General features: G+C 35.7%; 10 protein-coding genes, 1 pseudogene and 1 riboswitch. Of the genes and pseudogenes, 6 read left to right on the forward strand and 5 right to left on the reverse strand.

Annotated features, from left to right (window positions below; all coding sequences use genetic code 11):
• Positions 1 to 36: 36 nt before the first annotated feature.
• The 3 genes from NP781_RS23785 to NP781_RS23795 form a co-directional block, all read right to left on the reverse strand.
• On the reverse strand, positions 37 to 1,221 hold the full coding sequence (locus NP781_RS23785) for a helix-turn-helix domain-containing protein (RefSeq protein WP_257520966.1): 1,185 nt from the start codon (positions 1,219 to 1,221) through the stop codon (positions 37 to 39).
• A gap of 32 nt (positions 1,222 to 1,253) precedes the next feature.
• Entirely contained in the window at positions 1,254 to 2,888 is a 1,635-nt protein-coding gene (locus NP781_RS23790; RefSeq protein WP_257520967.1) for an AraC family transcriptional regulator, read from the reverse strand.
• A gap of 97 nt (positions 2,889 to 2,985) precedes the next feature.
• Positions 2,986 to 3,942, reverse strand: coding sequence for an ABC transporter substrate-binding protein (locus NP781_RS23795; protein WP_257520968.1), 957 nt, complete (start codon positions 3,940 to 3,942; stop codon positions 2,986 to 2,988).
• A gap of 172 nt (positions 3,943 to 4,114) precedes the next feature.
• Between NP781_RS23795 and NP781_RS23800 the strand changes: the two are divergent.
• Both NP781_RS23800 and NP781_RS23805 read left to right on the forward strand, forming a co-directional pair.
• Positions 4,115 to 4,324: pseudogene (locus tag NP781_RS23800) on the forward strand (hypothetical protein); the annotation flags it as partial.
• 329 nt (positions 4,325 to 4,653) lie between these two features.
• Positions 4,654 to 6,603: an ABC transporter substrate-binding protein gene (locus tag NP781_RS23805; RefSeq protein WP_257520969.1), complete on the forward strand. Its 1,950-nt coding sequence runs from the start codon at positions 4,654 to 4,656 to the stop codon at positions 6,601 to 6,603.
• Positions 6,604 to 6,775: 172 nt separating this feature from the next.
• On the opposite strand, the gene NP781_RS23810 is transcribed toward NP781_RS23805, so the two are convergent.
• On the reverse strand, positions 6,776 to 8,053 hold the full coding sequence (locus NP781_RS23810; protein WP_257520970.1) for a hypothetical protein: 1,278 nt from the start codon (positions 8,051 to 8,053) through the stop codon (positions 6,776 to 6,778).
• A 731-nt stretch (positions 8,054 to 8,784) separates the two neighbouring features.
• Here NP781_RS23810 and NP781_RS23815 point away from each other — a divergent pair.
• Together NP781_RS23815 and NP781_RS23820 are read left to right on the forward strand one after the other, a co-directional pair.
• The gene (locus NP781_RS23815) at positions 8,785 to 9,045 is read left to right on the forward strand and encodes a LytR/AlgR family response regulator transcription factor (protein ID WP_257520971.1); all 261 of its coding nucleotides are present in this window, start codon (positions 8,785 to 8,787) and stop codon (positions 9,043 to 9,045) included.
• Positions 9,046 to 9,082: 37 nt separating this feature from the next.
• The gene (locus NP781_RS23820; protein ID WP_257520972.1) at positions 9,083 to 9,589 is read left to right on the forward strand and encodes an AfsR/SARP family transcriptional regulator; all 507 of its coding nucleotides are present in this window, start codon (positions 9,083 to 9,085) and stop codon (positions 9,587 to 9,589) included.
• Positions 9,590 to 9,836: 247 nt separating this feature from the next.
• Here the strand turns inward: NP781_RS23820 and NP781_RS23825 are convergent, their stop codons facing one another.
• Positions 9,837 to 11,486 carry an S-layer protein gene (locus NP781_RS23825; RefSeq protein WP_257520973.1) on the reverse strand — a complete coding sequence of 550 codons (1,650 nt, stop codon included), beginning with the start codon at positions 11,484 to 11,486 and terminating at the stop codon, positions 9,837 to 9,839.
• Positions 11,487 to 11,740: 254 nt separating this feature from the next.
• On the opposite strand from NP781_RS23825, the gene NP781_RS23830 reads away from it, so the two are divergent.
• Both NP781_RS23830 and NP781_RS23835 read left to right on the forward strand, forming a co-directional pair.
• The gene (locus tag NP781_RS23830; protein ID WP_257520974.1) at positions 11,741 to 13,840 is read left to right on the forward strand and encodes a methyl-accepting chemotaxis protein; all 2,100 of its coding nucleotides are present in this window, start codon (positions 11,741 to 11,743) and stop codon (positions 13,838 to 13,840) included.
• 111 nt (positions 13,841 to 13,951) lie between these two features.
• Positions 13,952 to 14,881 (forward strand): AEC family transporter, encoded by a 930-nt coding sequence (locus NP781_RS23835; RefSeq protein WP_221681382.1) that lies wholly within the window; start codon positions 13,952 to 13,954, stop codon positions 14,879 to 14,881.
• A gap of 60 nt (positions 14,882 to 14,941) precedes the next feature.
• A riboswitch (TPP riboswitch) is annotated at positions 14,942 to 15,056 on the forward strand.
• The last annotated feature ends 85 nt before the right edge of the window (positions 15,057 to 15,141 follow it).

Here is a 15,141-nt window from a genome sequence, read left to right on the forward strand (position 1 = left end):
AAGTCTCCTTCCGGTGATAATCATTCTCAAATGGAATTATAAATCACTGTCTGATACGTTACCATGGACGGGGACAGGAAAAGGATTTGGATTTTTTCCGGTTAGCATAAGTAACATTTCATCTAGCATTCGGCTTATAGCAATAGCTGAGTATTCGAACCAAGGATTGGAAGGTAAAACATAGACATGTCCATTTTTTACAGCACGGAGCTCTTTCCAACGATCAAGGTATTGTAGAGTAAGCCAATAATTTCGGGTTGGTGAATCTGGACAAATGATAAATAGCAAACGGTCAGGGTCTATATTTACTAGCTGATCAAATGTAATATGCTCATTATATGTTTGTTGGCGAGCATCGACAGAACGAAGCTGTAAATCTGTAAACAGTACATCCTGAATCCCTTTATTACAATACATAAATAATTGATCACCGCATAAACGAAGAACGGCAAACGTATCATTTCCAGCAACTTGATTAATTTCTAATCTCGCCTGTAATACCTTTTGTTCATATGTTTGAATGAAGCGCTCACCTACGCTTTTCTTTTTAACAGCTACAGCTAATTCTCTCAGCTGTGTTCGCCAATCCTTCGCTTGTATAAAGATATTTTGGATGCCAATTGTTTGAAGCCAATCAAGCATGGAGAGGGAGGGTTCCTCTTGAAAAATATGAATATCTGGCTTAACAGAGGCTAATTTTTTGAAGTTGTCCTCTGATTCTGTATCAAATATATTAACATGCACGGGAATTTTCTCTTGATAATGATGGTAATAATAAGGACTCCATTTAGCATTCAGCGGAGCTGCAACTGGTATTATACCAAGCGCTAATAAATTTCCAGTAGCGGAGACCGAAAAAGTAGAAATACGCTGGCGAGCCATCTTACTATAAGCAGAAGGTGAAATCCCAACTTCCTTTTTAAATTTTCGGCTAAAATAAAATTCGTCACTGTAGCCTACTTTTCTAGCAATCTCACGAAGTAATAAATCGGTATCACGCAGTAATTGCTTGGCATGTCCGATACGTAGCGCCGTTAAATAATCTGTGGCACTTTGACCGAATGCCTTTTTAAATGCCTCTCCAAAGTAGCTGGAACTCAGACCCGAAATGAGTGCTAGATGCTTAATCGTGAGAGGTTGATTATGGTTTTTAGCAATATAATCTCGAATATCCTTTAATGATATTTGAGTTGTCATATCTGTTATACTTTCCGTTTTCATATAAATGTCACCCCTTATTATAAGTATGAGAATTACTTGGTAGTAACCAATAGCTTTGGTAATGCACCGAGTAACTTCTCTCTTGTAAAGGCATCTCCGTAATTCCACTTTGTTGCATCCACTAAATAAGCATGGTTAGTTTGTACAGCAGTGAGTCCTTTCCAAATATCGCTATTAATCAATTCCATCGTAGCCATTTGCGATTCGGGTTTATCAGATAACAACATAAAGATGCGGTCACCAGCATACTGAGGTAAGTGATCTATTGGTATTTCTTTATACCCCTCGCCTGCTTGAAGTAGTTTTTTGACTTGAGGGTGCGGCTGAAATCCATCTGGATGGAAAAGGGCAGGGGATAGACCTGTACAGCCCATAATAAAAAGGCGTTTGCCATGATCAAAAGTCAAAACAGATGCTGTTTCGCCAGGCTCTATGACTGTTTGTAGCTGCTGCCACATAGTATTTTCTTGGATTTTAAAATATTCTAGCCAATCTACTGCACGCTGTTGTTGGCTAAGCCACTGCCCTAATAAAAGGACGCGTTCCTCCAATGAATCCCAGGAATTTAGGGTTACCGTTGGTGCAATAGAAGATAGTGCTTGATATTGCTGCTCGTCATTATTTGTAAAGATAATTAAATCAGGGTTCAGCTGCGAAGATTTTTCAAGATTGATTGGAAAGGCAACATCTTGAATATAAGGAACATGGTTTTTATAGAAGGATTTACTAATAGAGGTTTTGTCTCCGCCTATTGGCTGCACATCAAAAATCAACATATCCCCAAACGTTTCTCCATGATAAATAACACGATGTGGTGAACGAGGGATTGCTACCTCATGTCCTGTCCAATCTTTTACAACAGTTTTTTGTTTATATTGTCGTGCAAACTGTTTTGGAGGAATTCCAATTACCTGTCGGAAGCGGCGATTAAAATAATATTCATCATCAAATCCCACTTGCTGCGCAATATCTTTTAATGGCTCATTTGTTTGTAGCAATAATTCTTTGGCATTTGTAAGACGTAAATCTGTAATATAATCTAGCGGTTTCTTCCCAGTTAAGGTTTGGAAGATCGCACTATATTGCCATTGAGCTATACGAGCGAGTTCCGCTAGCTTTTTCACCGTTAAAGGAAGTTGAAAATAGTTATGTATATAGTCAATGGTTTCTTCAACTACCTTTGTCATTGACAACTGGTAGTTCTTTTGAAGCTGATATTCAAATAATAAATTTAATAGTTCATACAACAGTCCTTGTTGTTTAAGAAAATCCAATTTAGGATTTAAATTATCCAGATCTTCGGTAAGACGAATTAAGCGTGTATAAGGATAAATTGTATATTCCACTTCATCAGAAAAAATAGATCCTAGATGTGGGGAAAGGTGCTTATGTTTTAGCTGAAAGGCTGCAAAAGTAATTTTATAGAAACAGTAACCATTAATTATATCCGATAAATCAATCATAGAACGGGGCTGTACCAGAAAAATTTTTCCCTTCGTCACCAAATAAGGTATATCATCAATCGTCAACGTCCCACAGCCATCTGTAAAAAGTATCATCGTATGATGAGAAGTCGAGATAAACGGATAGCTCTGCGAAATACAGTAAATATTTTCTAAATGAAATAGTAAATCCTTGTTAATAGAAGCTGATTTGTTGTCTTCCATCTGTTCACTTCCTTAGTAAATGAAAATGATTATCAATTAAATGTATTGTATAAAAAGTAAAGAGACATTTCAACAAAGATGAAATGTCTCTTGTTAGCTATTTTTTTAACATAGTAGGTAGTTGTGATAACAGCCATTCTCTTGTTGAGGCATCGCTATCACTTTTTTCAATATCAATCGTGTAGACATGACCGTTCTTCACAGCTGGTAGGTTCTTCCAAATTGGACTTTCCATCATTTCTTTTGTCGATTGTTTTGCTTCATCATCGACTGGTGTGAGGATGAATATTCGATCACCAGCATATTCAGGAAGAAGTTCTGTGGAGATTTCAGCAAAGCCTGTTCCATCATCAAGAATTTTTTGTATTTTGTCACCAGGCTTAAGCACATTTGAATCGTATAAAACTTGAGAAAGTCCAGCACGTGCCATGACAAATAATCGGTCTCCTGGATAATATGTTAAAACCGATGCCGTTTCATCTGGTTTAATGATGTCATCAGCTACAAGCGACTCCCACATTTTATCCGCTTTTTCTGTATAAGCATCCATCCATTGAGTCGCTTCTTCTTTTTTATTTAGTATATCGCCCAGCTCGGTTAAACGTTGGTTTAATGGCGCAAAAGTATCAAACACGATAGTTGGAGCGATTTTAGAAAGCTGTGAATATGTCTTATCATCAGAAGTACCAATAATAATAAGGTCAGGCTTTAATGACAATGTTTTTTCCACATTAATAGGAAAACCAACGTCCTCCACATCTTTTACGCGATCTTCCCAAGCATAATTTGTAATCCAAGAGAAGCCAGCACCAACTGTTTTGATATTCAATGCAAGTAAATCACCGTATCCTTCTCCATGATAAACCACTCTCTCAGGATCTACAGGAATTTCAACCTCATGACCTAAATAATCCTTATAAAGGCGAGTTGTTGATGCTGATGTTGTTGTCTCTTCCTTCTTCGTTTCTCCATTGGTAGAACCACAAGCAGCCAGTATGATACTAACCAGTAATAATAAGCTATAAATGAGCATATGTCGCTTTAATTTTTTCATGTCTCTTCCTCCGTAAATGATAATCATTATCGATATAGGCTAGCATAAATTAGTCAGTGGCCTAGAACAATGGATAAAATGAAAAAGGGCCATTAAGGTTTATCCAAAAATCTAACTTTAACCTTAAAATAAAATCCGTTTTACCGTATAAGTATCCTTCTATTGGTGGAAAATGGACCTTTCATTGGACTACGATTCGTGTAATGAAAGGGGGTTAAAAAATGAAAATTATTGGGTGTTTGTCATAGCAGGAATGCTATTAATTGTTAAAACTACGGGATTTCGCATGGCATATGGAGTTATATTGCCGTTTATGCAGGAGGGAATGTATTTCACAACCGCCCAATCTGGTTACCTAGGAACAATACTGTTTTTAGGTTATTTTAAGAAAGATCCTATATGGGGTAGCTTGCCAGCCGTAAAAAATGATCATCTTTATGTTTGGCCAGAGGAGCGCTCATGGTATTATGACCCAACAGCCGTGTTGGCTCAGGTAGAAGAATTAACAACCTGGCTCACGAATAAAAAATAAGCTAAGTAATTGGAAATGCTAGTACAACATACTAAACAAAATTAAGTGGAATTCCATAAAATCACTCAGGCATTGGATTGTTTGGGTGATTTTTCTATGCTTATACAGGTTTATGTTGAGAATGATTATCAATTATAATAAACTTGTAGGTAGTGAAGAATTGGAAGGAATGATGTAGGATGCTACCAAAAGAGGAGTTTCTATTTCTTTGGAATCACGCAACGATCAAAGTGCTCGATTTAAGATATGAGCTATTCAAACCTGAGGAAATCGGAAAATCATATAAATTGCCTGCAAATATGTTTCTTTATGCCACAGGTGGTGGTGCGGAAGTTCAAATCGATTTAATAAACTATACACTAGAGGGCTTTCATCTTATTCACGGTGGAAAGGGCACCACACTACAAATAATGGCTACAGACAAAGGCTTTGAATATTTTTTAATATTTTATCGAGCTTCCATTCCTTTAACCTCAAATAAAATGATAGCAAGGGCGTTACAAACAAATAATCCTTTCAACTATCAATACAGTCTTGTTCCTAACTCACCTATTACAATGTTTGAAAAAATATATTTTATGTATAAGAAGTGGGAAAATGCCAATAACCTCAGCAAATTTACTGTTAAATCGCTATTTTATCAATTATTAAATGAAATTTTCATGCAGTTAGATCAGGACAGTGTCGACATTCAAAAGCTAAATGTCTCTAGTCAAATTAAAGCCTATCTAGAGCAAAATTATGCACAGCCATTGACCTTAGAATCCATTGCGAAGGCATTGCGCTATAGTCCATCTCATTTATCCATTCAATTCAAGCAACAATTAGGTTGCAGCCCGATTGAGTATTTAATTCAGCTACGTATTGAAAAAGCTTCTATTTTGCTTGAGAAGACAAATGCTAGCTTACGCGATATCGCTATGGGTGTCGGCTATAGTGATGTCTATTATTTTAGTAGACTTTTCAAAAAGAGAGTAGGCGTTTCTCCTGCAAAATTCCGTCAAAAGCAAAAAGTAAGTGATCTGATAAAAGATAGTCCTTCAATGTCTGAAAGATACTCCATTGTCGATTGGAGCTTCCAAGATTATATTGAGAATGGTTATCAATATAATGAAAGGAAGTATGAACCAATGAATAAAAGAGGATTATCAGCTATTGCAACACTCTTTCTATGTCTGACGCTTTTATTAAGTGCTTGCAGCAGCGGGACATCAAGCAATACAGGAGGGGGGGAAAAACAAGCCTCTACCACTCAAGCAGTCAGCGTATCACAAACAAAAATTGTCTCTACTATGAAAGGAGACGTAGAAATACCTGTTAACCCTGAGCGGGTAGTGGTGATGTATTATACGGGTGATGTACTAGCTTTTGATGTGACACCAGTGGGCTCCTCTAAAATACAAGAGGGAGCAGCATTTGAGGAAGAGTTAAAAACAGTTGAAAGTTTAGGTGAATGGTTTGAACCAAATGTCGAGGCAGTGATTCAATTAAAACCTGATGTCATCATTATTCCAAGTAAGGATGAGCTTTACGATCAAATGCAGAAAATTGCACCTACAATCATGATCGATTTCTCAACCTCACTAGATGAACGTTTAACAAAGATTGGTGAAGTACTAGGAAAAGAGAAAGAAGCAAAAGAGCTTTTAGCTAATTTCTATACAAAAGTAGAGGATAGTCAAAAGAAGCTAAAAGAGGCAGGTATTTCAGATAAAACGGTTAGTATTATGGAAGGCGGCAAAGGAAAAATGTCCGTTGTGACAAGTTATACCTTTGGACGTGGTTCCCAAGCTATTTATGAGTATTTAGAAATGAAAGCACCAGATATTATTCAAAAGAAAATTGATGATAAAAACAACACCAATGAGGCAATCGATGTTTCTTTAGAAGTATTAACAGATTATGCAGGAGATTATGTGTTCCGCTCATCTTATGACGGAATGGTAGATTTAACAGATCATCCAGTTTGGTCTAATATTCCTGCCATTAAAGAAGGAAGGCTTATCGAAATAGATTTTGGTTTTTGTTACTACAACGACATTTATTCATTATCAAAACAGCTAGATTTCATTGTGGACCAACTAGTTGCTACAACTAAAAAAAAAATTGATGGTTTACCCCATAAATGATTATTAATACATAACATTTATAGAGAGGTTATATTTTTATTTAAAATGAGACAAATTTGATTATTTGACTTTGTCTATTCTTTTTTAAAGTGCACTTCTAATAATAGAGATTAACTTTTCAAAAAGAAAGAAAGCACTAAAGAAACCAACATTGTTTATTTAGTGCTTTAATTTAATTTCTTACGATTTGGAACGTGCCAGGAGTAGTAGTTTGGATAATATGACGATTTCCACTGATGGTAAAGTCAGCTGGAACTTGCTTGCCAAAACCATTTGAGCGATTGAAGGAAGAATTGGCTGGTAAGCCTTCAATTATGATTTCCATATTTGCATCAAAGGTTACTGGTTGTTTATTCAATGTAGCTTGAAGAGTAATTCGATTTGCCTTTTTTGTTACTTGAATATCCATAACCCCTTCATCTTCATTGACAAGTGTATAAAGTGGAGGAATAATGATGGTCATTTTGTCTTCTGTTGTTAGAATATAACGTTCCGTGTCATTTTCTGATGCGGCTACATTAATTTTAGCTTTATAGATATTTTTATTTTTTATCATAGCTGTAATTTTCCCTGGGACAGCTGCTACATCAGATAAAACAGGTGTTTTTGGTATGTTATCTTTTGAAGGAAGTGTGTGTGTTCCTTGTACAAAATCCACTAAAGTCCATACATTTGGGACTAGCTGCTGCTGAACAGGTGTTAATGCTTCAAAAGAAGTTTTGACTGCCTGCACATCCTGAGCTGTCGATGTTTTTGGTGATAAAGCTGCAATAGCGTTTTCAACTTCTTTAGCTGCTGCCTTATCCTTTACAACCAGCTGTTCTGCATCAAGTAATTGCTGCTCGATACCTACAGGTAAAGAAATATTCGAAAACCTACGTAGTGCATTAAGCTCTGCTCGGGCATTGGCTACATCTTTATGGAACGAGAGACGAGATGAATTAATCAATTGAATTTTATTGACCACCTTGTCAACAGATGTATTTGGCGCGATATAGGAAGTTAGAATTTTTTGCGCAGATGCACTTACAAAGGTTTTTTGCGCTGCATTCAGGGTATTATACCAATCTTTTGTTTCAGTAACATTTTGATAATAATTAGAGGACGTAGAATCCACAGAATACAATTTCTCTTCAATTTGTGCTGCAAGCTTACGATAAGCAATTCTTGTCTGCTGATGTGCTGACAATGTGGAGTAGTTCGTAACATACTGTTTTTCTGTTTCCGTTAAAGCATTGTAAGCCTTCAAAGCTGCCTCTAAATTGGTTTGGAAAGTAGCAGTTGTATTGTTAATATTGTTAATTAGTTGTATAACATTTGCCACGTTAGCATTGTAGTTAGCAATTATGTAGGCTGGCTTTGGTATCTCAGTAGCCGATACTGGTGCGCTATAAAGAAGTGAGGGCACGGCCACTAAAGACAGTAATGCTAACTTTTTTTTATTTTTCATATGATGAGAAACCTCCTATTTCCATAATTATTATAGATAAAATTGGCCTCGGTTCGCAGAGGTTATCCAATATATGGTGTTGTTTTAATTTTATCATAGCCTAGGATATTTTTAAGCATTTTTAGATGAATAGGTAGATAGTTGATAGATTTTATTGATAATAATACATATCTTTCGACTCTAAGAGAAATACTCATGGTGACTTCAACACGAGCCAAGCAGTTGTGATAATGAACAGTATGTTTGAGAGAGGGCCAGTATATGATGTGAGAGGAGGTTCCAAATTCTCACGTTTATTTAATCAAGATGGGAAACAGCTTTCAAAATATTAAATGTTAGTGGCAAGAGGTGCTTGTTAATGTTTAGAAATTGTTGAGGAGGTTATGTTAGTTTATTGTTGTGATTATTGTGAGAATCACAACGTACAATTTGAAGAAGGACTAGATAGGCTATGATCTAGTTCTTTATTTTTTAATAAGGGATTGCTAAATGAACCAAATCTACAAGTAAGTTATTGGTATGGTGGCTGATTTTTCAATTACTTAACTTGTCCAGGATTTGTTTAGAAGAGTGTAGTAAGCTATTATTTGTAATCTTGTCAATGTCTTAAATCTTAAATAAACCGAGAAAGACTTGGCTTTTTGTAAGCCTAGTCTTTTTTGGGTTAAGTGATCCTTCAACCAAATGTTGTGTTTTTAGTTATTGTCATGCCTGATATGGACGGTTTAGCATTGGGTGAAAAGATTCAAGAAATAGTACCTAATGTTGAAATTGTTTTTACTACAGGGTTTGATCAGTATGCTATTGATCCATTTAATCTACATGCTATTGATTATCTATTAAAACCTGTACAAATTTCACGTTTAGAAAAAACTATAGAACTGCTGAACAAATTAATAATAAAGCAAAAAAATTACACCCAAACTAACACTAATCAAGCTTCTTGGTGGTCTTCATGTTGTTTTACCAGATGGTCGTACACAACCGATTAAATGGCGAACTTCTAAAGCAAAGGAACTATTTGCCTACATGCTAGAGCATAAAAATGAAATGATTTACCGTGATACGATTCTAGAGTTATTTTGGCCAGAGTCTGATATTGATAAAGCGCCAAAACAACTTTATACAGCCATTTATACAATACGGAAAACATTGAAAAACTATGGGGTTGAGGGCGTAAAAATTTCAAGTCCTTTGCTAAGTTCTGGCTACAAACTAGTAGTTGAAAATGTTGTAGTGGATGTAGAACAATGGCTATCTCGCTTAAAATTGTTACCACCAATACAGCAGACAACAGTCAATGAACATGAACAAGTATTCCAGATGGATACGGGTGATTATTTAGGAGATTGTGATTATATATGGGCGGAAAGTGAAAGAGAACGTTTAAGGAGACTATGGTTCCACCATGCTCAGCAACTAAGTGAGTTTTACATAAGAAATGAAAGTTACATTGCTGCTATAAAAGTGCAGGAAAAAGTGCAAAACTATTCGCTGATGCAGAAGATAACTATTTTACTTAATGAAGCTTTATGAGCTATTGAATAATTCAGCTGCTGTTTAGGAGCAATATTGGCTGTTAAAAAAGATGCTTCAAGAGCATTTGGCAGTGGAACCGAGTGAGGAGGTTGAGGATTGGTATCGTAGGTGGAAGCAGATGAATACAATGTTGCAAACGAATTCATTTAGTTAAAAAAGAATTATTAAATAGTGAAGGGCTCTACAATAGGTAGAGTCCTTCGTTATGCTAAAAGAGATTTAGGTTTTGACAACATAGCAAAACCTAATTGCTAATAGTTCCTACATTTTGTGCTTTTCTATAAGTTTCTATTGCTTGGTTTAAAGTGTTATACATGTCATTAATTTGATATTGATACACATTAGGATCATTTAGTATATATTGTGCTTGTTGAACTACAGCCTCAAAGTTACTTCGATCAACAGCTTTTGTCCATCTTATTCCGTTAGTAACATCTACCCCAGTTCCGCTTGTGGAAACTGTTACATTTTGAAGTTCATAATACGCAGCAGTAACACTTGTTTGTAAATTAGCTTTATCCACATAATACCCATTATTACCATACTTATTAGCACTCTTATAAGTCCAAATAGCATTGTTTAAATTATTGATGGCATTGGCAATATCCGTTTGAGTGGCATAATAATTATTAACAACTGCTTGAGCAGATGAAACAGCAGATTCTATTGCGTTTCTTTCTGCTTGTGTAGTCCACGGGGAATTATAAGGTACATTTGATCCGTCCCAAGAAACCGTAACATATTGAACAGAATTAATTAAAGATTGTAGTGAAGCTTTATCGCCATAACCATATTTTGTACCACTCTTTTGAGCAGCTTGGTAGACTGCTAGTGCATTTTTGTACTGAATGATGGCATTTTTCACCTGTTCTTGTGAAGCATTTGAATTATTTGCTACAGCTCTCGCACTTGCTACAGCAGAATCAAACACTGTGCGGTCTGCTTGTGTTGTCCATTTGTCCGTATTTAAAATATCGTAGCCATTTACAGATACTTGTACATATGGTGGGGATGCGATAAGTGTATTAAGTTCTTTTTTATCAATGACAGGAAGCGTCACGGAGACACGACTATCGTCCACCTGTACATTGTTTACCAAATGTCCTGAATCTAAAGCTACTTTAGTACCGCCTTTTACAACAATTTGCTCAATTTTACCCTCACCATAAAGGTTAAAATCTTTTGCTACATCAATTGTAAGCTTTTCTATATTAGTCATTGCTTCAAAAGATTCCACTTTACCTACTACATCTACTTTGGATAGAATTTGGTCAGAAGAAACATTGACTTTAGTACGTCCCAAATTGATGTTTGATGATTTCATATCGATTAAAGTAACGTATAGCCAACTTACCTTTTTCGTTACAATTGGTTTTAGTGTAATTGTTTCATCTACTGCTACTTCATCGAGTGTAACGGCTTTTTTTACTCTATTTGTAATGATAAGCTGACCATCCACACTAACATCTTGAATCTTTATATAATCAGCGTTTACAGTAAGATCTCCCGAGATTTGTGCGTCACCTCCATCAAAATAGACAGATTTTTTGCTTGTACCTGCTTTGTTTAATATTAATGAGGTAACGTCCGTAATTTGACCATTTTTCACTACAATAGTTGCTCGGGCATTGGTTAAGGCTGTTTTATTTGAAGTATCAAATAGGGGCTTTAATGCCGAATGAATTCTAAATGTACCGTTAGATGTTATTACAGTATCTTTTGTAATATTTTTGATCGTTACGGATTCACCTATTACTTTTTTTGCTGCTGCTACATGCGTCTCATATGAATTTGATTGAATTTGAGATGTTGTGGCATTCGCAGTAGACATTGGTAATACTAGTGTCGCTGTAATAGCCGTGGCCATTAATGTTGATAGCGCTTTATTTTTCATGTAAGTCACTCCAATCATTCTATTTAGTAGTTAATATATCATATTCTTCTATAATTTAGAATTCGAAGAGGATGTTTTACTATGAATCTCAATTCAAATAAGCCATTAGTCCTTTGTATTGAAAAATAAATGTTTGGCGAAGTATCGGCATTTTTCTCTATAATTCTGTAAATTTTCTACTTTATTCGCTAAATAATTTATTGTGATACAATCATCCATCCATTATTATTAGTATAAAAGTGGGGGTGTTAGTTATGAAAAAATCAAGAGGGATTGCCTTAAAACTTTCTTCCCTTATAATAGGATTATTTCTCATTTTATTTTTATCCTATACTGTCATAACGGGGATTATTATAAAAAAGCAAAGTGTTGAAGACGCAGAGCATGGAACATTACAAACAGCTGAATCTTCTGCAGCTATTATGAGTGAACGCTTTAAGAAAGCCAATACGACATTACAAACAACAAAACGTATCATAGAAAGCATGGAGAAGAATAATACGTTGTCTACCAAAGGTGTCATAGACATAATGGAAAACAATTTAGCTAGCAATAATGACATTCTTGGAGTAGGAGCAATCTTTGAGCAAAATTCTATTATTTTAGAACCAACTGAGACTTCTTTAGTAGATACTAAAAAACGTTTTATCCCTTATTTAAGTAAGAACGGAAATGATATCACGACTGCTCTAATCGAAGGTATTGATGATAAGAGTGTTTCTGAATGGTATTGGGTACCAAAAGAAGAGAGACGTGCAGTTTTGACAGAGCCTTATGATTATAATGTAAACGGACAATCCGTATTAATGACAACGATTTCGGTGCCATTAATCAATGCCTCCGGAACATTTTTCGGTGTATTGACAGCCGATGTATCAATAGATTTTTTAAATGATTTAACAAAATCGAATGCCCCTGAAGGCGGTTATGCGGCAATTATTACGAATAAAGGTGTGCTAACAGCTAACAGTTTTGGTGAAGAGCTAGTTGGGCGCAATATGCAAGAGGATCCTACTTGGACAAGTATTAGTAAGACAATGGAAAATGGTGAGCTAACAAGTATGTACGTTGACTCTAATCAACTGAAGGAAAAGGCATATAATGTCTTTGCTCCAATGATTTTAGAGGGTATTGACGAAACATGGATTGTTCAAGTCGTGTTAGCTGAATCAAAGATTCTAGAAACATATAATCATGTATTTGTATTTACGATTATTGCTTCTATTATTATGGTGGTTTTGATGACCGCTGCAAGTGTGTTATTCATCTATAAACAACTAAAGCCACTTAAATTTTTACGTGCATCGATTGAAACTGCAGCCGAAGGGGATTTAACACAAAAGGTAGAAGAGCAATATATTAAGCCTGATGAAATTGGTGCAGTGGCTGTGGCTTATAATAATATGTTAGATAAAACCAATAGTGCGATTCAAACTGTACTAAATTCCACGAGGTTATTGAACCAATCTTCTAATCAGGTAAATGAGGCATTTAACGAGGTAGTTGCTTCTAGTCAGGAGGTTTCTGTAGCTATCAACGAGATTGCACAAGGAGCTTCGAAGCAGTCAGAGGATACAGAAGAAACAAATTATCGAATGATGGATTTATCAGATCAGATTGATGCCATTACGGCTCTTTCTAATGAAATGGATGAGCTATCTCATAAAACAGGTGTAACAACGGAAAAAGGATTGCATGAAGTTGAAAGTTTAAGAGTACGTAATATGGAGACAAATGAAATGAATGGGCGTATCCAGCAGCAAATGGAATCATTAGCTTCTAATATTGCCAATATTAATCAGATTATTGCTTCGATCCAAAGCATTACCGAGCAGACAAATCTGCTAGCTTTAAATGCAAGTATTGAGGCTGCACGTGCTGGTGAGCATGGTAAAGGATTTGCTGTAGTTGCAGAGGAAGTTAGAAAGCTAGCAGAACAATCTAAAAATGAAACAGAAATTATTAAGAGTACAGTAGAAAGCATTCTTGAAAATTCTCAGCAAACGGTTGCTGTTATTGCATCTAATGCAGATTTAATGCAATCTCAAAATGAGTCAGTACAAAGCACGCAACTAGCGTTTAAAGATAGCAGTGACTTGTCAGGTTCAATTGCAAATTCTATTAGTGAATTAATGAATAAACTATCTAGCATGTTAGAGCATAAAAATCAGGCAATCATGGCTATCCAAAGTATTTCGGCTATTTCAGAGCAAACAGCAGCCTCTGCGGAACAAGTAAGTGCTTCTGCAATGGATCAACAAGCAGAATTACAAAAAGTAGCAGAGTCTATTCAAAATATGAACGATATTTCAAACGAGCTACAAGAAGTTGTAAATCGATTTAAGCTTGTTTAAAAGCAAAGGCTGCCTTCAATATAGAGGCAGTCTTCTTTTATTGTGAAAGTTAGAGAAATTGACCTAGAAGGAATTCAACACTACTATTAACACTGGAAGGGGGACATTGAAATGATGTATCTCGGAATGATTTTCTTTCAAATTGTTGTTCCTATTTTAGTGTTACTTGTAATAGGCGCTATCCTACAAAAGAAATTTCGCTTTAATTTAAAAGCATTGTCTCAGCTTATTACATATTGCTTTATGCCGGCAGCTGTTTTTGTAAATTTATATGAAACACATGTGGAGTTATCGGTACTGGGAGAGGTCGGATTATTTATTATACTCTTTATCGGTAGTCAAATGTTACTCAGTCATTTTATGGCAAAAGGGCTAGGTTTAGCTAGAACAGAGGCAGCTGTCTTTAAAAATAGTGTGGTGCTTATTAACTCTGGCAATTACGGTATTCCAGTTGCTCAAATGATATTTGCCACGCAACCTATTGGAGTAGCCATTCAGGTCATGCTCGTAATCTTTCAAAATATGACTACGTATACATATGGATTATACAATTTAATTTCTTCTACAAAGTCGGGTATGACAATCATCAAGGATTTCTTTAAAATGCCTATTATTCATGCGCTGATTATAGGTGCCGCTATGAACTATTTTGGTATCGGTATTCCACAGTTTATCAAAATACCAGTAGAACATGTGGCAGATGGATTTATTGCTGTGGCCTTAATTACTTTAGGTGCACAATTATCACAACTAGAGATGAAATCAATGTTTAATAAAACCGTCATTATCAGCTGTTTTACGCGATTAATTATTGGACCATCTGTTGCATTAGCCATTATTTATATATTGGGATTAGATGGAGTCGTCGCACAATCACTGTTTATAGCTAGTGCCTTTCCAACATCCCGTAATAGTTCTAGTCTAGCATTGGAATATGATGTAGAATCAGCAACAGCCGCGCAAGCTGTTTTATTTTCTACCATTGTAAGCTGTATAACTGTAACCATTGTGATCTATTTTGCGGAAGTATTATTTACCTAGTAAGATAAAAAATAACTTCCATCTCTTAGTATTATCTGCTACACTAGCATCAAACTAAATAGTATTAACTAGGGGAGTCTGATGAGTCAGGCTGAGAGGGAAACGCTACGAAGTTTCTTGACCCTTTGGACCTGATCTGGCTCATACCAGCGTGGGAAAGTTAAGAAGCTATTGCAGAGTATGCAATCAATAGACCTTTACATTCGTGGCCGGATCCAAATAATTATTTTGGATTCGGCCTTTATTTTTTGGATTGTTGG

The sequence above is a fragment of the Lysinibacillus sp. FN11 genome (assembly GCF_024628845.1).
In the GTDB taxonomy this organism is placed as follows: domain Bacteria; phylum Bacillota; class Bacilli; order Bacillales_A; family Planococcaceae; genus Lysinibacillus; species Lysinibacillus capsici.